15 protein-coding genes and 10 pseudogenes are annotated in these 23,091 nt (G+C 32.9%); all 25 read left to right on the forward strand.

The genetic code is table 11. The features are described from left to right. Nucleotides 1-5: 5 nt before the first annotated feature. The 25 genes and pseudogenes from JCM7501_RS15735 to rpsO all read left to right on the forward strand — a co-directional run bounded on the left by JCM7501_RS15735 (nucleotide 6) and on the right by rpsO (nucleotide 23,053). Nucleotides 6-747: pseudogene (locus JCM7501_RS15735) on the forward strand (FliA/WhiG family RNA polymerase sigma factor). Between the two features lie 15 nt (nucleotides 748-762). Continuing rightward, nucleotides 763-2,129 (forward strand): annotated as a pseudogene (locus JCM7501_RS15740) (DUF342 domain-containing protein). A 79-nt stretch (nucleotides 2,130-2,208) separates the two neighbouring features. Then, entirely contained in the window at nucleotides 2,209-2,430 is a 222-nt protein-coding gene (locus JCM7501_RS02935; RefSeq protein ID WP_256201052.1) for a hypothetical protein, read from the forward strand. 142 nt (nucleotides 2,431-2,572) lie between these two features. Next, nucleotides 2,573-3,280, forward strand: a complete 708-nt coding sequence (rpsB, locus tag JCM7501_RS02940; RefSeq protein ID WP_012995260.1) for a 30S ribosomal protein S2 — start codon at nucleotides 2,573-2,575, stop codon at nucleotides 3,278-3,280. Between the two features lie 84 nt (nucleotides 3,281-3,364). Further along, a complete protein-coding gene (tsf, locus tag JCM7501_RS02945; protein ID WP_013150328.1) occupies nucleotides 3,365-3,979 on the forward strand; it encodes a translation elongation factor Ts in 615 nt (204 codons plus the stop codon). 117 nt (nucleotides 3,980-4,096) lie between these two features. Then, on the forward strand, nucleotides 4,097-4,810 hold the full coding sequence (gene pyrH / locus JCM7501_RS02950; RefSeq protein WP_012995258.1) for a UMP kinase: 714 nt from the start codon (nucleotides 4,097-4,099) through the stop codon (nucleotides 4,808-4,810). A 2-nt stretch (nucleotides 4,811-4,812) separates the two neighbouring features. Further along, nucleotides 4,813-5,367 (forward strand): ribosome recycling factor, encoded by a 555-nt coding sequence (gene frr, locus JCM7501_RS02955; RefSeq protein ID WP_028991708.1) that lies wholly within the window; start codon nucleotides 4,813-4,815, stop codon nucleotides 5,365-5,367. After that, a complete protein-coding gene (locus JCM7501_RS02960) occupies nucleotides 5,367-5,546 on the forward strand; it encodes a hypothetical protein (RefSeq protein WP_012995256.1) in 180 nt (59 codons plus the stop codon). Before frr ends, JCM7501_RS02960 begins: the two co-directional genes overlap by 1 nt. A gap of 44 nt (nucleotides 5,547-5,590) precedes the next feature. Continuing rightward, nucleotides 5,591-6,339: pseudogene (locus tag JCM7501_RS02965) on the forward strand (isoprenyl transferase). Nucleotides 6,340-6,358: 19 nt separating this feature from the next. Next, nucleotides 6,359-7,137: pseudogene (locus JCM7501_RS15745) on the forward strand (phosphatidate cytidylyltransferase). 15 nt (nucleotides 7,138-7,152) lie between these two features. Continuing rightward, nucleotides 7,153-8,300, forward strand: a pseudogene (locus tag JCM7501_RS02975) (1-deoxy-D-xylulose-5-phosphate reductoisomerase). 6 nt (nucleotides 8,301-8,306) lie between these two features. Continuing rightward, a pseudogene (gene rseP / locus JCM7501_RS15750) lies at nucleotides 8,307-9,301 on the forward strand (RIP metalloprotease RseP). Between the two features lie 12 nt (nucleotides 9,302-9,313). Next, nucleotides 9,314-10,374: pseudogene (gene ispG, locus JCM7501_RS02985) on the forward strand (flavodoxin-dependent (E)-4-hydroxy-3-methylbut-2-enyl-diphosphate synthase). Beyond that, nucleotides 10,374-10,994, forward strand: a complete 621-nt coding sequence (locus tag JCM7501_RS02990; protein ID WP_028991715.1) for a glycosyltransferase family 2 protein — start codon at nucleotides 10,374-10,376, stop codon at nucleotides 10,992-10,994. The pseudogene ispG and the gene JCM7501_RS02990 overlap by 1 nt, the downstream one beginning before the upstream one ends. Before the next feature lie 13 nt (nucleotides 10,995-11,007). Next, a pseudogene (locus JCM7501_RS02995) lies at nucleotides 11,008-15,225 on the forward strand (PolC-type DNA polymerase III). A 135-nt stretch (nucleotides 15,226-15,360) separates the two neighbouring features. Beyond that, nucleotides 15,361-15,816 (forward strand): ribosome maturation factor RimP, encoded by a 456-nt coding sequence (gene rimP / locus JCM7501_RS03000; RefSeq protein WP_012995248.1) that lies wholly within the window; start codon nucleotides 15,361-15,363, stop codon nucleotides 15,814-15,816. 21 nt (nucleotides 15,817-15,837) lie between these two features. Beyond that, complete coding sequence (nusA, locus tag JCM7501_RS03005; RefSeq protein ID WP_012995247.1) at nucleotides 15,838-16,878, forward strand: transcription termination factor NusA; 1,041 nt, start codon at nucleotides 15,838-15,840, stop codon at nucleotides 16,876-16,878. 13 nt (nucleotides 16,879-16,891) lie between these two features. Next, nucleotides 16,892-17,164 (forward strand): RNase P modulator RnpM, encoded by a 273-nt coding sequence (gene rnpM, locus JCM7501_RS03010; protein ID WP_012995246.1) that lies wholly within the window; start codon nucleotides 16,892-16,894, stop codon nucleotides 17,162-17,164. Further along, nucleotides 17,154-17,477: a L7Ae/L30e/S12e/Gadd45 family ribosomal protein gene (locus tag JCM7501_RS03015; RefSeq protein WP_012995245.1), complete on the forward strand. Its 324-nt coding sequence runs from the start codon at nucleotides 17,154-17,156 to the stop codon at nucleotides 17,475-17,477. Before rnpM ends, JCM7501_RS03015 begins: the two co-directional genes overlap by 11 nt. After that, nucleotides 17,464-19,555: pseudogene (gene infB / locus JCM7501_RS03020) on the forward strand (translation initiation factor IF-2). The gene JCM7501_RS03015 and the pseudogene infB overlap by 14 nt, the downstream one beginning before the upstream one ends. Nucleotides 19,556-19,568: 13 nt before the next feature. Next, complete coding sequence (rbfA, locus tag JCM7501_RS03025) at nucleotides 19,569-19,928, forward strand: 30S ribosome-binding factor RbfA (RefSeq protein ID WP_012269355.1); 360 nt, start codon at nucleotides 19,569-19,571, stop codon at nucleotides 19,926-19,928. Beyond that, a complete protein-coding gene (locus JCM7501_RS03030) occupies nucleotides 19,925-20,878 on the forward strand; it encodes a DHH family phosphoesterase (protein WP_028991717.1) in 954 nt (317 codons plus the stop codon). Before rbfA ends, JCM7501_RS03030 begins: the two co-directional genes overlap by 4 nt. A gap of 3 nt (nucleotides 20,879-20,881) precedes the next feature. Further along, a complete protein-coding gene (truB, locus tag JCM7501_RS03035; protein WP_012995242.1) occupies nucleotides 20,882-21,733 on the forward strand; it encodes a tRNA pseudouridine(55) synthase TruB in 852 nt (283 codons plus the stop codon). Nucleotides 21,734-21,748: 15 nt separating this feature from the next. Continuing rightward, nucleotides 21,749-22,698, forward strand: a pseudogene (locus JCM7501_RS03040) (bifunctional riboflavin kinase/FAD synthetase). A gap of 88 nt (nucleotides 22,699-22,786) precedes the next feature. Then, entirely contained in the window at nucleotides 22,787-23,053 is a 267-nt protein-coding gene (gene rpsO, locus JCM7501_RS03045) for a 30S ribosomal protein S15 (protein WP_012995240.1), read from the forward strand. The last annotated feature ends 38 nt before the right edge of the window (nucleotides 23,054-23,091 follow it).

Consider the following 23,091-nt stretch of genomic DNA (forward strand, 5'->3'; position numbering starts at 1 on the left):
TTTGTATGGCATTAGTGGAGGAGGATATATGGAAAACTTATAATTCTAGTAAAGATCCAAATTTACGAAATGAAATAATAATCAAGTATATGCCACTTGTCAAACATATTGTCAAAAAACTCATTATTTCTGATGTTACTCAATCTGAGTATGAAGACTTAATAAATCAAGGAGTACTTGGCCTTATCGATGCAATTGAAAAATATCAGCCTAGTAAAGGCGTAAAATTTGAAACTTACGCTACTTTAAGGATAAGAGGAGAAATAATAGACTATTTGCGAAAAAAAGATTGGATGCCTCGAAGCCTTAAAAAAAAAATACAAAAAAATAGAAGAAACCGTAGAAACACTGCAACAAAAATATAATAGAGAACCTACAGTTGAGGAAATAACAGAAGCTTGTGGCTTAAATGAAACAGATGTTTTAAAAACTTTAAGCTATATCAATGTTTCTAACATTAACTCTTTAGAGGAAGCTATTGAAAATAACTTTAAATTGCATGCTATTTCAGATGTTGAATTAAAAAATCCAGAAGAAGAAGTATTGTACAAAGAATTAAAAAGAAAGCTAGCAAATGCCATTAAAAATTTACCAGATAAAGAGAGACTAGTAATAACTTTGTATTATTATGAAGATTTAAACTACAAAGATATAAGCAAAATTTTAAATTTAACAGAATCTAGAATATCACAAATTCACACAAAGGCTATCAAAAGGATAAGGGAGATGTTAGGCGAATACTTTTAAAATGGGGGCTTTAAAATGGATGATAAAAGGTACAGAGTACATATTGAGGTTTCAAAAGATAAACAGCAGGCTTATTTGACTTTAATTGAAGACCCCGATGGCATAAGTATCAATAAAGAAGTCTTGTTACAAGAATTAGAAAAACATAATATAGTGTACGGAATAAAATCCGACGTTATAGAAGGCATTTGTAGAAATTTGGAAAATGCAAAAGGTGTATTAATTGCAGAAGGGAAAAAACCTATAAATGGTGAAGATGGAAAGGTAATTTTTGAAATAGACATAGAAAAAAAAGCGACACCAAAAATATTGGAAGACGGAAGTGTAGACTATAAAAATTTAGACTTATTTAAAAACATCAAAAAGGGACAAATAATAGCTCGAAAAATAAATCCTACCGCAGGGCAACCAGGAATTAATGTTTTTGGACAAAGAGTTGATGCTTTAGACGGGAAAGATGTAAAACTTCCTCTTGGGAAAAATACTTATATTGATGAGGATAAGCTTGTAGCAGCGATAGATGGCCATCTTGTTGTTTTAAACAACAAAATAGAGGTACATCCTCTTTTGGAAGTAAAAGAAGTTGATACTTCTGTAGGAAATATAAAAACGGTAGCAAGTGTAAAAAATTACTGGGAATGTCAAATCAGGTTTTATTGTTGAAAGTGAAGGGAATGTAGAAATTTTTGGAGTGGTAGAAGCCGCTACTATAATAGCAAAAGGAAATATCAATATTCACAAAGGGGTACAAGGGGCTGGAAAGGCAAAAATTATCGCAGAAGGAAATATTACAGCAAAGTATTTACAAAACTGTAGTGTAGAGGCCGGGGGAGATGTATACAGTGAAGCGATAATTTATTGTGAGGTAAAAGCAGGGGGAAGTGTAAAACTTTTAGGTAATAAAAGTCAAATTATTGGTAGTAAAATTGTAGCTGCAAGAGAAATTGTAGCAGCGAATATTGGTTCAAAAATGGGAACGTATACGGAGTTACAAGTAGGCGTACTGCCTCAAAAAAAGGCAAAAAATAGCAGAATTAACTTCTCAAATAGAGCAAAATAATATTCAATTAGAAAAAATAGAAAAAATCATAAAATATTTAGAAAAAATCGAAAAATTGTCTCCTGATAAACAAGATGTCTATCACAAAGCTAAAAAATCTTTTCAAAATTTAATTTCTCTAAATCAACAACTAAAGGATGAATTAAATTCTTTAAATGAAGAAATAAAAAGTTATAGCATTGGAATTATAAAAGTTGTTGATACAATATTTCCAGGAACTAAAATCGTCATTGATGATATTACTTTAAAAATACAAGAACCTATCAAATATGCTATGTTTATAAAAAAAGAGAAAGAGATAAAATATTTTCCTCTAAAATAAGGAGATGAATTTTTTTATGTCCTCCAATACCCCTATTGATTTAAAAACTATTCTACCTCGTGCTGTAGAGGTAGGAAATTTGAAACAAATTGACCTTCAAAAGCCTGTCATTTATTCTCAGCAAATAGCAATTTCATCTAATAAAGAAAATGAAATAAAGAAGACAAAGCCTAATGAACTTGAAAAAACAGAAAAAACGCTTATAAAAGAGAGGCAAAACTCTGAACAAAAAAATAAGCAAGAGAAAAATCCAGATAAAAAAAATAAAAAAACAATGGGTCATATAGACATAAAAGTGTGATAATATATTGACATTTAGCAAAATATATAATATAGTATTCATTGTCAGTGAATTACACACGCCTAATGATTGCAAAAAGGGTGCCTGAAAGGTCTTTTTGCAAGAGGATTTAGGCGGAGGAATAACCATAGGAGGTGCATGTATGTCGGTAATTTCAATGAAGCAGTTATTAGAGGCAGGGGTACATTTTGGTCATCAAACAAGAAGATGGAACCCTAAAATGGCTCCTTATATTTTTACAGAAAGAAATGGAATTTACATCATTGATTTACAACAAACGGTAGAAAAACTAGAACAAGCTTATGAATTTGTCAAAGGGTTGGTCATGGAAGGGGGCACCATTCTTTTTGTTGGGACCAAAAAGCAAGCCCAGGATTCCATTCGGGAAGAAGCAGAAAGATGCGGTATGTTTTATGTAAACCAAAGGTGGTTAGGTGGAACTCTTACTAATTTTAAAACAATTAAAGGACGAATTCAACGTTTAAAAGAACTTAAAAAAATGGAAGAAGACGGGACTTTTGATGTTCTTCCTAAAAAAGAGGTAATAAAACTTAGAAAAGAAAAAGAAAGATTGCAGAAATTTTTGGGTGGAATAGAGAATATGCAATCTCTGCCTTCGGCTTTATTCATAGTTGACCCTAAAAAAGAAGCTATTGCTGTTGCGGAAGCCCGAAGTTTGGAAATACCAATTGTAGCTATTGTGGATACCAATTGCGATCCTGATCTAATCGACTATCCTATTCCAGGAAATGATGATGCTATAAGAGCTGTCAAGCTTATTACTTCCAAGATTGCAGATGCAGTGATTGAAGGCAATCAAGGGGAACAATTTGCTGCCGCTGAAGAGTGAAAATTTTTGTCTAGTGGTAAGGAAAAAGCAAAGCTCCTTACCACTATTGTATATCATATATCATAATTTAAGGAGGTTTTTCTAATGATATCAGCACAAGCTGTAAAGGAATTAAGAGAACGAACCGGCGCTGGAATGATGGATTGTAAAAAAGCTTTAATGGAAGCAAATGGAGATATGGAAAAGGCCATAGATATTTTAAGAGAGAAGGGATTGGCTGCTGCTGCTAAAAAAGCAGGTAGAGTTGCTAATGAAGGTTTAGTTGATGCTTACATACATGGTGGTGGAAGAATAGGGGTTTTAGTAGAAGTAAATTGTGAAACGGATTTTGTTGCAAATACTGGTGAATTTAAAAATTTTGTTAAGGAAATATGCATGCAAATAGCTGCCGCAAATCCAAGTTATATTTCTCGCGAAGATGTACCACAAGCTGTTTTGGAAAAAGAAAAGGAAATTTTGAAAGCACAAGCGTTAAATGAAGGGAAACCGCAAAATGTTGTAGAAAAAATAGTTGAAGGACGTATTGAAAAATTTTACAAGGAAAATTGTTTGCTAGAGCAACAATACATTAGAGACCCAGAAAAAACAGTGCAAGATCTATTAAATGAGACGATTGCAAAATTAGGAGAAAACATTGTAATAAGAAGATTTGTCAGATTTGAAAGAGGAGAAGGTATTGAAACTTCCTCGAATGAGTAATAAAATTAAATAGGCAACCAAAAAGGGACACGGTTGTGTCCCTTTTTACAAATTACTTAAAAAATTAAGAAGGATTTTCAAAATTTTTTATAGAACTTATAAGAATGGGGTGTTAATGTGTCGTCAGTTGTTTACAAGCGAGTGGTTCTGAAAATCTCAGGAGAAGCATTAGCGGGAGAAAAAGGTTTTGGTATTGATTTTAACACTGTAAACAAAATAGCAGACGAAATAAAAGAAGTGAAAGAAATGGGGGTCCAAATTGGCCTTGTAGTTGGTGGAGGAAATATATGGCGCGGAAGAGAAGGCATTGGGATGGACAGAACTACTGCAGACCACATGGGAATGCTTGCGACTGTAATTAATGCGCTTGCACTGCAAGATGCTTTAGAGCAACGGGGAGTTCCTACAAGAGTTCAGACTGCTATTGAGATGAGGGCAATTGCAGAGCCTTATATACGTCGAAGAGCAATAAGACATTTAGAAAAAGGACGGGTTGTTATATTTGCTGCTGGGACAGGGAATCCCTTCTTTTCAACTGATACTGCTGCTTCATTAAGAGCAGCAGAAATAGATGCTGAGGTTATATTATTAGCTAAAAAAGTAGATGGAGTTTATGACAAAGACCCAAATAAATACAAAGACGCTGTAAAATTTAAGGAATTGTCTTATTTAGATGTTTTAAACAAAGGTTTAGGAGTAATGGATTCAACAGCAACTTCTTTATGTATGGACAATAAAATACCAATCATAGTTTTTGACCTTACTACTTACGGAAACATAAAGAAGGTAGTAACAGGAAAAGATATTGGTACAATAGTAAAGGAGGTTTAAGTATGAGTGATTATTTAAAAGCTAGCGAAGAAAAAATGCAAAAATCTTTGAGCGTTTTAAAAAACGAATTAGCTGCTATAAGAGCGGGAAGAGCAAATCCTGCATTGCTTGACCGAATTATGGTTGATTATTATGGCACTCCAACTCCTCTTAACAGATTAGCTACCATTACAGCTCCCGAGGCAAGAGTTTTGGTAGTGCAACCGTGGGATGTTTCGAAAATAAGTGACATTGAAAAAGCAATACAAAAATCAGATTTAGGAATTAATCCAGTTTCAGACGGTAAAGTATTAAGATTGGTTTTTCCCGAATTGACTGAAGAAAGAAGAAAAGAATTGGTAAAATTGGTTTACAAAAAAGCAGAAGAGGCAAAAGTAGCAGTAAGACAAATCAGGAGAGATGCTAATGATACTGTGAAGAAGATGGAAAAAAACGGCGAAATTTCTGAAGATGAAAGAAAAAAGAGAGAAGAAGAAATTCAAAAATTAACTGATAAATATATAAAAGAAATAGATAAAATAGCGGAGACTAAAGAAAAGGAGATAATGGAAATTTGATGAATTATTACAATTTTATAGGAATGGATTTACATAAAGTTATAGAAAAGATACCAAAGGATTTAAAAATTAACATCGTAGAAACAAAATCTATTTTTAAATATAAAGGTTACTGGTTAAAAGTCGCCAGAATAAAAAAACAAAAAGATATTCTTGAAATTACTGTTGTTAGAGTTTAATCCCCCTCTGGTGAGGGGGACCTTAAAAATGAGGAGGAAAATAAATGGCATTTTTTAAACAAAAAAATAAAGAATTAACCGGAAAAATTGATAAAAATAAACTACCTACTCACATAGGTATTATCATGGATGGAAATGGGAGATGGCTCAAAAAAAGGGAATGATGAGATTTTATGGCCATAAAGCTGGAGTTAATGCTGTAAGAGAGGTTGTAAAAGCCTGTAGAGAATTAGGAATAAAATATTTAACTTTGTATGCCTTTTCAACTGAAAACTGGAAAAGACCTAAAGAAGAAGTAAATTTTTTAATGGATTTACTCGTTGAGTACCTTTCAAAAGAAGTAGATGAATTAAACAAAAATAATGTGTTGATTAACTTCATAGGGGATATTTCTGTTTTGCCACAGGGGTGTAAAACTGAAATAGAGCGGGCACAAAATATAACAAAAAACAATTTTGGCCTTGTTCTTAATATAGCATTAAATTATGGGGGAAGAGATGAAATTGTAAAGGCTGTCAAAAAAATTTGTACAAAGGTTTTGAATAAAGAACTAACCATTGAGGGAATTACAGAACAAACTATAAGTGATAATTTGTATACAAAAAATCAGCCAGATCCAGACCTTATAATAAGGACAAGCGGTGAAAAGAGATTGAGCAACTTTTTATTATGGCAATCGGCTTATTCTGAATTTTGGTTTACAGAGGTATTGTGGCCGGATTTTAAAAAAGAGCATCTTATTAAAGCGATATTATATTACCAAACTCGCCAAAGAAGATTTGGGGGAGTATAGTAAGGAGTGGTACATAAATATGTTAAAAACAAGGGTTATAAGTGCGATAATTGGTTTGCCAATTTTGTTTTTCATTATGATAAAAGGGGGAACATTTCTTACAATTGCGTTAGTGTTAATAAGCATATTAGGGCTTAATGAGTTTTATAATGCTACAAAAAATCTTGGGATACGGCCTGTGAAAATTTTTGGATATCTGTCAGCAATTCTTTTGTATCTTTTAGAAGGTAAAATAGCAGAAAGAGAGATATTGGTGATAATTGCAATGATGCTTTTTTTACTATTTTTGACTAATAAAAAGTATAATCTTAAAGATTATGCGCTGACTTTATTGGGAATCATTTATATACCTCTTTTCTTTTTGTACATACAAAACTTAGAGAAATGCCTGAAGGAATTTATATAGTATGGTTTGTTTTTATAGTATCGTGGATGACGGATACTTTTGCATATTTTACAGGTAGATTTTTTGGAAATCACAAACTTGCTCCTACAATAAGCCCCAAAAAGACAATAGAAGGAGCTGTTGGAGGAATTATAGGTTCTATCATTACCTCTGCTATATTTGTTTGGTTATTTCCTCAATCAAATGTTACTATATATCTTTCTATGATTATAGGTTTATTGGGGAGTATAATTGCTCAATGTGGAGATTTAATCGCTTCTTTTATAAAAAGAAATTGTTACATTAAAGACTTTGGAAATACTATTCCCGGCCATGGAGGAATTTTAGATAGATTTGACAGTATTTTATTTGTTTCACCTTTTATCTACTTTATTTTTCAATACATAATTTAGAAAGGAATGCGTTTCATGAAAAAAGTGATAATTCTCGGCTCAACTGGTTCTATTGGTACACAAACCTTAGATGTAATAAAAATTTTAGAGAAAATTTTGAGATTGTTGGACTTACAGCTTATAACAATGTAGAACTTTTATCTAAACAAATTAGAGAATTTAATCCTAGAGTTGTGGCAGTAAAAGATGAAGATAAAGCTAATCAATTACGTGAAAAACTAGAGGAAAATATCGAAATTCTGACTGGCAGCAAAGGGCTTCAAGAAATTGTAAAATATGATGCGGATTTAGTGGTGATAGCGGTAGAAGGAATTGCCGGACTTCTTCCAACAATTACAGCCATCCAGACAGGAAAAGATATTGCTTTAGCAAATAAAGAAGTACTTGTAACAGCTGGACAAATCGTAATGGATTTAGCCAAAAAGAAAGGCATAAGGCTTTTACCTATAGATAGTGAGCATTCCGCTATACTTCAATGTTTAAAAGGAAATGACCGAAAAGAAATATCGAGGTTGATTTTAACAGCTTCTGGTGGCCCTTTTAGAGGCAAGAAAAAAGAGGCTTTGAAGAAAGTGACCGTAGAACAGGCTCTGAACCATCCAAATTGGAAAATGGGTAAAAAAATCACAATAGATTCTGCTACTTTAATGAATAAAGGGTTTGAAGTAATTGAGGCAAAATGGCTATTTGATATTTCTGAAGATAAAATTGATGTTGTTGTACATCCTCAAAGTATAATTCATTCAATGGTAGAATATATAGATGGCAGCATAATTGCACAACTGGCTACTGCCGATATGAGGATACCCATTCAGTATGCCTTAAATTATCCTACTCGTAACTACATAAAAGAAGTAAAGTTTTTGGATTTTTCTGTTATAACCCAATTAACTTTTGAAAAACCCGATTTAGAAACTTTTAGATGTTTGTCGTTAGCATATGAGGCTTTAAAAATTGGAGGAACTATGACTACCGTATTAAATGCAGCTGATGAGATAGCTGTGTCTTTGTTTTTAAATAAAAAAATAGAATTTTTACAAATAGCTGAAATTATAGAGGAGAGTATGAAAGAACATAATAATATACAAAATCCCACTTTAGATGATATAATAAATGTGGATAAAGAGGTTAAGGAAAAAATAGCAAAAAGATATATGAGGTGATATATTTTGACAATATTGATTAGTATAATTGTTTTAAGCGTTTTAGTAATGTTTCACGAATTTGGACATTTTATCGTTGCAAAACTTTCTGGATCTAGAGTAAATGAATTTTCTATTGGCTTTGGTCCACGACTTTGAAAAAGAAATACGGAGAAACAGAGTATTCTTTTAGAGCATTGCTATTCGGTGGTTATGTTGCTTTAGAAGGTGAAGATGAAAAATCTAATGACCCGCGGGCTATAGTAAATAAACCTTGGCCTGTAAGGTTAGCTGTCTTTGCTGCAGGTCCTTTAATGAATATATTATTAGCTTTTTTATTGCTTTTTATTGTATTTTTTAGCATAGGTAGGCCTATTCCCCAAATAAAATCTGTAATGGAAGGCTATCCCGCTGAAAAAGCAGGAATTGCCTGGGGACAAAATTGTAATGGTAAATAATACAAAGATAAATACATGGGAGGAGTTAGAAAAAGCTATAAGCTCAAGTAAAGGAGAAACATTGACAATTGAAGTTCAAAGAGGAAATGAAATTTTACAAAAACAAGTAAAACCGGTTTTGATAAAGAGGCTTCAAAAGTAATGATAGGGATTATCCCAGCGCATAAGCGTTCTATATCTCTTGCCATTAAAACTGCCATTAGTCAGACTATATATTTTTCTAAACTCATTATTTTGTTTCTTGTAATGCTAGTAACCGGAAAAGTTTCTGTCAATGATATTATGGGACCTGTGGGAATTGTTCAAGCGGTAGGAACTGTCGCCAAAACAGGTGTTATGAATTTACTGGCTTTTTCTGCTCTTATAAGCGTAAATTTAGGCCTTTTTAATCTATTGCCTTTGCCGGCTTTAGATGGCGGAAGGATTTTGTTTGTATTAGCAGAGGCAATAAGAGGGAAACCCTTACCACCTGAAAAAGAAGGCTATATCCATTATTTGGGTTTTTTACTGTTGATTGCATTGCTTATTTTTGTAACCTATAGGGATATTTTACGTATTTTTTAAAAGGTGAAAAAAATGAGGAAAATTACTCGAGAAGTGAAAATAGGAAATAAAAAGATTGGTGGAAATAATCCAATTTTGGTTCAGTCTATGACTAACACGGATACCCACGATATTGAAAAAACAATAGAGCAGATAAGAAGACTAGAAGCTGAAGGCTGCGATATTATAAGAGTTGCTGTTCCGGATATGGAAGCAGCTGAAGCAATAAAAGAAATAAAGAAAAATATAAATATTCCTTTGGTAGCAGATATTCATTTTGATTATCGGTTAGCTATAAAATCAATTGAAAATGGAGCAGACAAGATAAGAATTAATCCTGGAAACATAGGAAGAGAAGAAAATATCAAAAAAGTGGTAGAAATAGCAAAAGAAAGAGGTATTCCTATTAGAATAGGCGTAAATTCTGGCTCTTTAGAAAAAGAAATATTATATAAATACAAGGGAATAACTGCCGAAGCAGTTGTGGAAAGCGCCTTAAAAAGCGTTTTAATTTTAGAAAAGTTGGGCTTTTATGATATAGTTATTTCGCTAAAAACTCCAAATGTACCTCTTACTATAGAGGCCTATAAACTTGCTTCTTCAAAAGTAGATTATCCGTTACACGTAGGTATAACAGAGGCGGGAACTATTGAAGCTGGCACTATAAAATCTGCTATAGGAATAGGAACATTGCTTTATTTAGGAATAGGAGATACGATAAGAGTTTCTTTAACGGGTGATCCAGTCCATGAGGTGAGAGTAGGGAGACAGATTTTACGTTCTTTAGGTCTTTTAAAAGAAGGAGTCGAAGTCATTTCCTGCCCTACCTGCGGTAGAACAAAAATTGACTTAATAAAATTAGCACAAGAAGTAGAAAAAAGAACAAGGCATATTAAAAAGCCTTACAAGTTGCTGTTATGGGATGTGTTGTAAACGGACCAGGGGAAGCAAAAGAAGCTGATATAGGTATAGCAGGAGGAGATGGAGAAGGAGTTATTTTCAAAAAAGGAAAAGTTTATAAAAAAGTTAAAGAAGAAGAATTAATAGAAGAATTGACGAAAGAAATTGAAAAATTACTCGAGGAGGATTCTTAATGATTTCTGTTGTAATCCCAGCTTTTAATGAAGGAAAAAATATTGGGAGAGTTTTGTCAGTCTTAGAAACAATAGACATGATTGATGAAATCATAGTTGTAAATGATGGTTCTACGGATGATACAAAAGAGCAAGCCTTAAAACACGATGTAAAGCTAGTAGATTTGCCGAAAAATCAAGGTAAGGGGAAAGCATTAAAAGCAGGAATAGATAATGCTAAAGGCGACATTATCGTCATGTTAGATGCCGATTTGATTGGACTTACTGAAAAACATTTTGTAAATCTCGTATCTCCTGTATTAAAGGATGAAGCAGATATGACAATTGGAATTTTTTCCGGTGGAAGGAAATCTACAGATTTTGCACAGAAAGTAGCACCCTTTTTGTCAGGCCAAAGGGCAATAAAAAGGCAGTTTTTAGAAAACATTGAAAAGATGGAAATCAGCAAGTTTGGAGTAGAAATTGCGTTAAATAAACACGCCAAAAAGAACAAGCTTAGAGTAGTGAATGTGCCTCTTGAGAATCTAAGTCATGTCATGAAGGAAGAAAAGCTGGGATTAATAAAAGGATTTTATGCGAGATTGAAAATGTATTTTGATATTTTAAAAATGGGGATTTAGAAAGAGGGATTTTATGATTCCAGCATTATTTCTGCAGGAATTTGAAATAAAAAAAGTAAAACTGCTAAAAAAAGAGAGAAAATTAATTGTAAGTGTATCCTCTAACAATAATGCAAATTCACAGTTTAGAAAATTTCAGGATTTTTTGCTTAATAAATTCCCTTTGATTAAAGATGTGGAAGTTGTAGTAGAAAGGGAAGAGAAATATAATTGCCTTCAGGACATAATGGATAATTTTGAAGAAATAATTTTAAAACTGAGTGAAGAACATCCGGCTTCTCTTGGTTTTTTAAAAACTTGTGAGGTAGTGGCAGAAGATCAAAAGATAATAATTAAAGCTCCTAATGAAGTAGTCTACCAATTATAAAGAGCAATAGAATTGACTATGCTCTTAGGAAATTTTTAAAGGATAAATATGGAATTGAAACAGAAATAAATGTGATCTTTTTACAGGAACTCCAAGACACAATGGGGAAAATCATAAGGGAGGAAGATATAAAAGTCATTGAAGAAATTACTAAAAATGGTCATAAACAACAAGATGTCAATACAACTGAAAGGGAGGACAAAGGACATTCCCAAATACTTCTAGGAAAAGAAATAAAAGCTGAAGCGATATCTATTAAAAATATTACTGCAGAAATAGAAGAAGCAATAATTGAGGGTGAAATCTTTTCTCTCGAATTTAGGGAATTAAAATCTAAAATTTTAATGACTTTTGATATAACTGATTATACTTCATCAATACTTGTAAAAGCCTTTTTAACTGAGGAAAAGTATAATTCTTTAAAAGAGAGTATCCAAGTAGGCAGTTTTGTAAAGTTAAGGGGGAAAGTTTTCTACGATAAATATGAAGGAGATTTAGTAATAAGTTTAAAAGACCTGCAGCTGATATCCCCAAAAGAGAGAAAAGATTTAAGTGAGAAAAAAAGAGTAGAGCTTCACTTACACACTCAAATGAGCAGTATGGATGCGGTAGCCTCTGCAACAGAAGTGATTAAAAGAGCAGCAAAATGGGGACACAAAGCTATTGCTATAACAGACCATGCAGTTGTACAGGCATATCCAGAAGCGATGGAAGCTCCTATAAATATGGAGTAAAAGTCATATACGGTGTAGAAGGCTATTTAGTGGATGATGGTGTACCTATTGTAATGGGAGATACAGACTCTACCTTAGATGATGAGTTTACTGTTTTTGATATAGAGACGACTGGTCTTTCTAATATAAATGATGAAATAATCGAAATTGGTGCAGTAAAAATAAAAGAAGGCAAAATAATAGATACCTTTGAAACCTTTGTTAATCCCAAAATTCCTATTTCTTCTTTTATAACAAAACTGACTGGAATTGACGAATCTATGGTTAAAGATGCTCCTTCTATAGAAGAAATATTACCTAAATTTTTGGAGTTTTCTTCTAACAGTGTTTTAGTGGCTCATAATGCAAATTTTGATGTGTCTTTTATAAAATCTAAAGCTAAAAAATTTAATTTAAATGTGAACAATACGGTTTTAGATACCTTAGAACTAAGTAGGCATTTATATAAAGATTTGAAAAATTACAAACTAGATACTTTGGCTGAACACTTACAGGTAAAACTGGAACACCACCACAGAGCGGTAGACGATGCCAGAGCTACTGCTGAAATATTTATAAAAACTATCGATAGATTAAAAGAATTAGGAGCAAAAAAGGTGAAAGATATAAATGATATATTGAGAGAAAGTGAAGTTGATATAAAGAAATTGCCTGTCTACCATGTTACAATTTTGGTAAAAGACCAAAGAGGATTGAGAAATTTATACGAAATAATCTCTAAATCTAATTTAGAATATTTCCATAGAACACCTCGTATCCCCAAAAGTTTACTTATTAGTATGAGAGAAGGTCTTATCATTGGTTCTGCTTGCGAACAAGGGGAAGTTTTTAGGGCGATTTTATCTAATTTAGAGGAAAAGAAACTAGAGAATATTATTTCTTTTTACGATTATTTAGAAGTACAACCTGTGGGAAATAATGAGTTTTTAATTGAAAAAGGAGAAATAAAAAGCGTAGAAGAATTAAAAGAAATAAATAGAAGAATTTATCTTTTAGGTAAAAAATACAATAAATTAGTGGTAGCAACGGGAGATGTACACTTTTTAGATCCGTGGGATGATATATACAGAAAAATTTTAATGGCAGGAAAAGGATATAAGGATGCAGATAGGCAGCCGCCTCTTTATTTTAAAACAACCGATGAGATGCTAAAAGAATTTGAATATTTAGGAGAAGAAGTAGCGAAAGAGATTGTAATTGATAATCCTAATAAAATTGCTGACCTTATAGAAGAAGTAAAACCCATACCAGATGGAACATTCCCTCCCGTAATAGAAGGAGCTGAAGAAGAATTAAGGAAGCTTACTTTAGATAAGGCTCATGAAATATACGGCGACCCCTTGCCAGAAATAGTACAAAATCGCTTGGATAGAGAATTAAATTCTATAATTAACAATGGATATGCAGTCATGTATATTATAGCTCAGAAATTAGTGTCTAAGTCTTTAAAAGATGGGTATTTGGTTGGCTCTAGAGGTTCTGTAGGCTCTTCTTTAGTGGCTACTATGAGTGGAATAACAGAAGTTAATCCACTGCCTCCTCATTATGTTTGTCCAAATTGCAAGTATTCCGAGTTTATAACTGATGGAAGCTATGGTTGTGGTGTGGACATGCCGGACAAAATTTGTCCTCACTGTGGTACTTTGATGAAGAAGGATGGCTTTGATATACCCTTTGAAGTGTTTTTAGGGTTTGAAGGAGATAAAGAACCCGATATTGACCTCAATTTTTCTGGAGAATACCAACCTATTGCTCATAAGTATACAGAAGAACTTTTTGGAAAAGGACACGTTTTTAGAGCAGGTACTATTGGAACTTTAGCAGATAAAACTGCTTATGGATTTGTGAAAAAATATTTTGAAGAGCGTAGTTTAGTAGTTCATAAGTCAGAAATCAAAAGGCTTACTATGGGATGCACAGGGGTAAAAAGAACTACAGGACAACATCCAGGTGGAATAATGGTAGTGCCAAAGGACAAGAGCATTTACGACTTTACTCCAATACAGCATCCTGCAGATGCAGAAGACACTGATGTTATAACGACTCATTTTGATTACCATTCAATAAGCGGAAGGCTTTTAAAACTGGATATTTTAGGGCATGATGACCCTACAGTTATCAGAATGCTTGAAGATTTAACCGGCGTTAATGCAAGAGAGATTCCTTTGGATGATAAGAAAACTATGAGCTTATTCACCAGCGTAGAAGCATTGGGAATAGACCCTGAAGAACTAAATACTCCTGTGGGTACTTTGGGATTGCCTGAGTTCGGAACGAAGTTTGTAAGACAGATGCTTATTGAGACTCGTCCTACTACTTTTGCAGAACTAGTACGCATAAGCGGACTTTCTCACGGCACTGATGTATGGCTTAACAATGCTCAGGACATAATAAGAGAAGGAATAGCTACATTAAAAGAAGTAATATCTACAAGAGATGATATAATGCTTTATCTGATAAGCAAAGGTATGGATAAAAAATTATCCTTCAAAATAATGGAAAATGTAAGAAAGGGCAAAGGTGTGACGCCAGAAGAAATAGAGGAAATGAAAAAACACGGTGTTCCAAATTGGTTTATTGAGTCTTGCCAAAAAATAAAATATATGTTTCCTAAAGCCCATGCTGTGGCATATGTAATAATGGCATTTCGAATTGCTTATTTTAAAGTTCATTATCCAGAAGCCTTTTATGCTACATACTTTACTGTTAGAGCAGATGACTTTAATTTGGATATTGTATTAAAAGGGAAAGACAGCATAAAAATGCTATAAAAGAGATAGAAGCGAAAGGAAATAATGCTAGTCCTAAAGAAAAAAGCCTTTTAACAGTATTAGAAGTAGCTTTAGAGATGTACCTAAGAGGATTTAAGTTTATAAATGTAGACTTATATAAATCTGATGCAGTCAAATTTTTGATTACTAATGAAGGAATATTGCCACCTCTTAATTCTTTAGAAGGTGTAGGAATACAAGCGGCCAAAACAATTGCACAAGAAAGAGAAAATGGTAAATTTCTATCTGTTGAAGATTTTAGAAACAGAACAAAGGTCAGTAAAACAGTTATAGAAATATTAAGAAAATATGGCTGCTTAAATGATTTGCCAGAATCTAATCAATTAAGTTTATTTTAGTGTTGCGTTGGCAAAAGGTGTATGTTATAATTGTTATGTCAACATAGAGTTTTTGCAAAAAAGAGTGGGGTTCCCCACTCTTTAGTTTATATAAGTTTATATAACAAAAATAGAAAATTTTAGGAGGAGAATAGGATGTCCAAGATAGAACAAATTGCAAAGGACTTAGTAACGCCTATTTTAGAAAAAAATAATTTTGAGCTAGTAGATGTAGAATACAAAAAGGAAGGGAATAACTGGTATTTGAGAGTTTATATAGATAAAGAAGGGGGGATTACTTTAGATGATTGTCAATTGGTTAGTGAATATTTAAGCGATAGATTAGATGAAGTAGATCCAATAGAACATAGCTATATTTTAGAAGTATCTTCTCCAGGTTTGGATAGACCTCTTAAAAAACCACGAGATTTTGAAAGAAATATCGGAAAAGAAATAGAAATATCCCTATATTCTCCTATTGATAAAAGGAAAAAGTTTGAAGGGGAACTTATAGAGTTTACTGGAGATAAAATAATTATTCTCTATAACGGTGAAAGAAAGGAATTTGATATGAAGAATGTAAGTCTTGTTAAACCAGTAATAAAGTTTTAAAATTAAGGAGGGGAAATAATAATGAACACAGAATTCATAGAAGCTTTAAATTCGATCTGTGAAGAAAAAGGAATACCAAAAGATACAATGTTTGAAGCGATAGAAGCTGCCTTAGTTTCTGCTTATAAAAAGAATTATGGGTCTTCGCAAAATGCTAAAATTGTGATGGATAGAGAAACAGGTGATGTAAAAGTTTATGCACAAAAAACAGTGGTGGAAGAGGTTTACAATGACCTCTTAGAAATAAGTTTAGAAGAAGCGAGAAAAATAAACAAAAAATATCAAATAGGAGATATAGTTGATATAGAAGTAACGCCAAAAAATTTTGGCAGGATTGCAGCGCAAACCGCAAAACAAGTTGTGATTCAACGGATTAGAGAAGCAGAAAGAAATGTGATTTATGAAGAATTTTTGAGCAAAGAAACAGAAGTAATAACAGGGATTGTAACCCGAGCAGATAAAAAAAATGTACTCATTAATTTAGGCCGAGTGGAAGCAATACTAGGCCCAGCAGAACAAATTCCAGGGGAGACTTTTGCACCAGGTGACAGAGTTAAAGTGTATATTGTAGAAGTAAAAAAGACTACTAAAGGCCCTCAAATTTTGATTTCTCGTTCACATCCAGGACTTGTAAAAAGATTATTTGAATTGGAGTCACCTGAAATTCAACAAGGAATAGTTGAAATCCGGAGCATTGCCCGAGAAGCTGGTTCACGGACAAAAATGGCGGTTTTTAGCAGAGATGAAAATGTAGACCCTGTAGGAGCTTGTGTTGGATATAAAGGAGCAAGAGTACAAGCTGTTGTCAATGAACTAAAGGGAGAAAAAATAGATATAGTCAAGTGGAGTTCAAAACCTCAGGAATTCATAATAAATGCTTTAAGTCCAGCAAGAGCGTTAAGTATAGAAATTTTAGATGAGAAAGAAAAAGTAGCAAGAGTAATTGTGCCTGATTACCAACTTTCTTTAGCAATTGGAAAAGAAGGACAAAATGCTAGGCTGGCGGCAAAGCTCACAGGTTGGAAAATAGACATAAAAAGTGAATCAATGGTAAAAAGTTAGGTGAGGTGAAAAGATGAAGACCAAAAAGGTTCCAATGAGAATGTGCTTAGGCTGTCAGCAGATGAAACCGAAAAAGGAATTAATACGCATTGTAAGACGAGCAAAAGATTCAATTGTACAGGTAGATTTAACAGGAAAAGTACCGGGAAGAGGTTGCTATATTTGCAAAGATATAAATTGTCTTGAAAAAGCTTTTAAAAATAGAAGATTAGAAAAAGCTCTAGAAGTACCAATTTCTGATGAAATTTACGAACAATTAAAGAGGGAGATAGTGGATGAAGAATGACAGATTTCATTCTATGCTCGGATTAAGTAAAAAAGCCGGTAAACTTGTCTCTGGCAATTATAGTGTGGATAAGTACCTCAAACTTAAAAAAATCTTTTTAGTGGTATTGGCCACTGACGTGTCAAAGAATACTTTTAAAAAGTTTGCTACAATGTGTGAACGAAATAAAGTCCCCTATATTGTATATTCCACAAAAGAGCTATTGGCAAAAGCGATAGGAAGAGAAATAGTCGGGGTAATTGGCATTACAGACGAGGGATTAGCAAAAGTATTACTAGATGCTGCAAAGGAGGAAAATTATGGAGGTGAATAAAATGTCTAAAACAAGAGTTTATGAATTAGCAAAAGAATTGAATTTATCTAGTAAAGACCTTATATCCAGATTAAACGATTTGGATATAAAAGTTAAAAACCACATGAGTACGTTGGAAGATGAAGAAGTAGACTTAATCATGGATTTACTAAGTGACAAACCACAACAAACGGATGAAATAAATCAACAGGAAGAAGATATATTTGAAGATAATTTAGAGGATTTGGAAGAAGAGAGAGCTTACAAAAAGAGTTTCAAAAAAGGTGGTAAAAAAAATAAGAAGAATAACAAAAAAGTGATTTTAACAGAGGAAAAACAAGAGGACGAAATTAAAATAATCACTATTCCCGAGTTTTTGACTGTAAAAGAGTTAGCAGAAAAAATGAAAGTCAATCCTACAGAGATAATTAAAAAGTTAATTGCAAAAGGAATAATGGTTACAGTAAATCAACAGATTGATTTTGAAAATGCATCTAAAATTGCTGAAGAATATGGATTTTTGGTGGATAAAGAAGAAGTAAAAGATGAATTAGAATTGTTGTTAGAAGAAGCGCCTGATGATGAAAAAGATTTGCAACCTCGTCCACCTATTGTTACTGTAATGGGCCATGTGGACCATGGTAAAACTTCTTTATTAGATGCCATTAGAAATACAAATGTCACTATGAAAGAAATGGGAGGAATCACACAGCATATAGGTGCCTCTGTAGTTGAGGTAAATAACAAAAAAATTGTGTTTTTAGATACGCCTGGCCATGAAGCTTTTACTGCTATGAGAGCAAGAGGAGCCAGCATTACAGATATTGTCGTTTTAGTCGTAGCTGCAGATGATGGTGTTATGCCTCAAACAGTAGAAGCAATAAACCACGTGAAAGCTGCCAATGCACCTATGATTGTAGCTATAAACAAAATAGATTTGCCGACTGCAAATCCTGATAAGGTAAAGACAGAGCTAAGTGAGCTAGGGTTAGTGCCAGAAGAATGGGGAGGAAATACAATTTGTGTACCTGTTTCTGCAAAGAAAAATATAGGTATAGATAATCTTTTAGAAATGATTTTGCTGGTGGCTGAAATGGAAGATTTAAAAGCTAATCCGAATAAGCCAGCAAGAGGTACTATAATAGAAGCGAAGTTAGAAAAAGGAAAAGGTCCTGTTGCAACCGTAATTGTACAAAATGGTACTTTACAAATAGGAGATGCTATTTTAGCGGGTACCACCTATGGAAGAGTAAGGGCAATGTTTGATGACAAGGGGAAAAGAATTAAAAAAGCCGGGCCTTCTACGCCAGTGGAGGTTTTGGGCTTTTCTGAAGTACCAGAGGCCGGAGATAAGCTCATAGTAGTAGAGGAAGAAAAAAAAGCAAGAGAATTGGCAGAAAGACGTAAAGAACTTCAAAAAGAAATGGAACTTAAAACGAAAGCAAAAAGTTTCACTAGAGGACTTATTTAGTCAAATACAGGAAGGTAGCGTAAAAGAATTAAATATTATCATAAAAGCTGATGTTCAAGGTTCAGTAGAAGCATTAAAGAAATCCATTGAAGACTTAAGCAACGAAGAAGTTAGAATAAAGGTAATTCACGGAGCAGTAGGCGCAATAACTGAAACGGATGTTATGCTTGCATCAGCTTCTAATGCCATAATAATAGGTTTTAATGTAAGGCCAGAGACAAATGCTAAAAATCTTGCAGAAAAAGAAAAGGTAGATATAAAGCTTTATCGAATTATATATGATGTTATTGAAGATATTAAAGCAGCTATGAAAGGTCTGTTAGAGCCAAAATATAAAGAAGTAGAGTTAGGAAGAGCTGAAGTTAGGGCCGTTTTTAGGGTACCTGGTGTAGGAAATGTAGCTGGCTGTTATGTGTTAAGTGGTAAAATTTTAAGAAATGCCGATGTACGTATAATAAGAAATGGTATTGTAGTCTATGAGGGTAAAATTGCTTCTTTAAAGAGATTTAAAGATGATGTGAGAGAAGTACAACAAGGATTTGAATGCGGTATAGGTATAGAGAAATTCAACGACATAAAAGAGGGTGACATAATAGAGGCTTATCAAATGGAAGAAATTCCTCGTTGAAAGGATGAATACAATGCAGTACAGGAATAATCGACTTTCAGAAGAAATAAAAAAAGAGATAAGTAAAATGATTTTAGAAGAAATTAAAGACCCAAGAATTAAAGCAATGGTTAGTATAACTGATATAGAACTTACTAAAGACTTGAGATATGCCAAAGTTTATGTAAGTATTTACGGAAATGAAGAAGATAAACGTGAAACTTTTGAAGGGCTGAAAAGTGCAGCTGGATATATCAGACACGAAATTGGACGGAGAATAAAAATGAGATATACTCCTGAAATCATCTTTGAGTTAGATCACTCTATAGAATATGGGGCTCATATTTCTGAAATATTAAAAGAACTCAATAAGCAAGAGGGTGATGGTAATTGATATTAATTGACGCAGTAAATCACATAAAAGACGCTAAAAGTGTAATTGTAATATCTCACATAGCACCTGATGGAGATGCTATAGGTACTGTTACAGGAATGTATAAAGTTTTAAAAAAAATGGGAAAAGAAGTAGAGGCATTCATAGATGATGAAATTCCTGAAATGTACAATTTTGTTCCTAGTATAGATAAAATATCAAGACCATTTTATAAAGAGGCAGACGTAGTCTTGATTTTTGACTGTGCTGACGAAGAAAGATTGGGCAATGCCAAAGAACTTTTAAAAACTTCTGCTGTAACTATTAATATTGACCATCACATTTCAAATACTTTATATGCCAAATTGAATTATGTAGATACTAACGCAGCTGCGACAGCAGAAATAGCCTATCAAATTGTTAAATTGTTAGGAGTAGAATTTGAGGAAGAAATAGCAACATGCTTTTATACAGCAATTTTGACAGATAGTGGTGGATTTATGTACGAATCAACTACTTCTATAACTCATCAAATAGCCGGGGACTTAATAAACAATGGCGCTAAATTTAAAGAAATAGCAGATAAAGTTTTTAATACTCTTAAATTTAACAAAGCAAAACTTTTGGGAAGGGCTTTAAATAGCCTAGCCTTGTATAAAGAGGGAAAAGTTGCTTATATGGAAATTTTAAAAAAGGATTTTGAAGAAACTGACACTAATCTTTCGCACATAGAAAATATTATCACCTATGCTAGAAATATTGAAGGGGTAGAAGTAGCAGTACTTTTAGTTGAAAAAGAAGAAGAGATAAAGATTAGTTTAAGGTCAAAAGAAAAGGTAGATGTAAATAAAATTGCAAATATTTTTGGTGGTGGAGGCCATGTTAGGGCTGCTGGATGTAGCATCAAAGGAAATATTCAAAAAGCCAAAGAAAAAATTTTACAGGCAATATTCAAAGAATTAGAGGGATAAAAATTGGAGGGAATACTCAACATTTTAAAGCCACCTGGTATGACTTCTCACGATGTTGTAGATTTTATCAGAAAAATCTACAACACACGAAAAGTTGGACATACAGGAACTTTAGACCCAGATGCAGCAGGAGTACTACCTGTCTGCGTAGGAGGCGCTACTAAATTTGTCTCTTACCTGGTAGAGCAAGATAAAAGATATAGATTTGAAATAACTTTTGGGTTTAGTACAGATACTTTAGATAAAAGTGGCAAAATTATAAAAAGCGGACCTGTAAGATTTTTAAAGGAGAAAGAATTAAGGCAAGTCTTAAGGGAATTTGAAGGAAAGATAAAGCAAATTCCTCCAATATATTCTGCAAAAAAAATAAAAGGAAAAAAATTATATGAATATGCGAGAGAAGGAAAGATAATTGATATCCCACCTATTGAAGTTACTATATACAATATTGACTTAGTTGAGTATGAGTCACCCTATCAAGTTTTGATAGATGTGAAATGTTCTAAAGGCACCTATGTGAGAGCTTTAGTAAGAGATATATGCGAAAAATTAAACATGCCGGGATATATGTCTATGTTGATAAGAACAGAGGTTGGTGCTTTTAGGATAGAAGATGCTTATACTCTTGAAGAAATAAAAGAAAAAAAGCCTTCATTACAGCCAATAGATAAGTTTATTAAATTACCTTCTGTACACTTAAACAAAATAGAAGCTGAAAAAATTTTAAAAGGTCAATTTATTTCGAATAGACATTCTATTGAAACTTCATTTTTGAAATTATATGATAATAATGGCAAGTTTCTCGGTATTGGAGTTTCGGAAAGAAATAAAATCCGTCCCAAAAGACTTCTTTGAGGGGGAAATGGTAATTTGCAGATTATTGATGAGAGCAGTGTATCAAGATGCAAAGAGGCCAAGGTAATTGCTTTAGGCAATTTCGATGGGGTTCATATAGGTCACCAGAAATTAATTAAACAGGCGATATCTCTTTCTAAAAAAAACAACTTAACAAGTGCTGTTTTCACATTTAAGCAGCATACTTCAAAAATTTTAACTCCTGACAAGCCATCCGAGCTTATAACTACTTATCAAAAAAAGGTAGAAATTTTAAAGCAATTTAACCTTGATTATGGGATATTCTTTGACTTTACTGAAAATTTTTCTAAATTAACCGCTGAAGAATTTATAATAAAAATTTTAGTGGAGCTATTAAACATTAGAATAGCAGTGGCAGGATATAATTATAGATTTGGTTACAAAGCTTTAGGGAGTGTAGATACATTAAAAAAATATTCCAAAATATATTCATATAAAGTTTATGTTGTCCCTCCAGTTATAAGGGAAGGTGTTGTAGTAAGCAGCAGCTATATAAGGGAATTAATAAAATCTGGTAAAATTGAGAAAGCCAATGAGTTATTAGGACGTTTTTTCTCTTTGCAAGGGCAAGTGATCCATGGACAAGAAATTGGGCGAAAATTAGGTTTTCCTACTGCTAATTTACAAATATCGGAAGATTTAGTTTTGCCAAAAACAGGAGTATATGTGACGCGAGTAAAAATTGAAGACAAATTTTATATAGCGGTCACAAATGTTGGCTCTAAGCTACTTTTGGCGGCACGAACATTTCTGTCGAATCTTACGTTTTAGATTACAATGAAAATTTATATGATAAATATTTAGAAATCGAATTTATCACAAGAATAAGAGATGAAATTAAATTTCAAAACGTAGAAGCTTTACAACAACAAGTTTTTAAAGATATTAATTATGCTAAAAACTTTAAAAATATTTTACAACATAAACATTATGTGATAAAATAAAATAGCGAATTTACCTTACGCGTAGAATACCGTATCTCCGGCGGTATTCTACGCGTAAGGCGTATTCTAAAAGATGGAGGTGAAAAAAGTGCTAGACAAAGAGAAAAAAGCTGAAATAATCAATAAGTTTAAACGCCATGATACTGACACAGGTTCTCCAGAAGTTCAAATTGCCCTTTTAACCGAGAGAATAAATAACTTAAATGCTCATTTGCAAGTTCATAAAAAAGACCATCATTCAAGAAGAGGTCTTCTTAAAATGGTTGGGCAAAGAAGGGCATTGTTAAATTATTTAATGAAAACAGATATGGAAAGGTATCGTGCCATTATTGAAAAATTAGATTTAAGAAAATAGAGCGAGATACCTCGCTCTATTTTCTATAAAATTTTATA

The organism is Thermoanaerobacter thermocopriae JCM 7501, from assembly GCF_001310975.1.
Lineage (GTDB): Bacteria > Bacillota > Thermoanaerobacteria > Thermoanaerobacterales > Thermoanaerobacteraceae > Thermoanaerobacter > Thermoanaerobacter thermocopriae.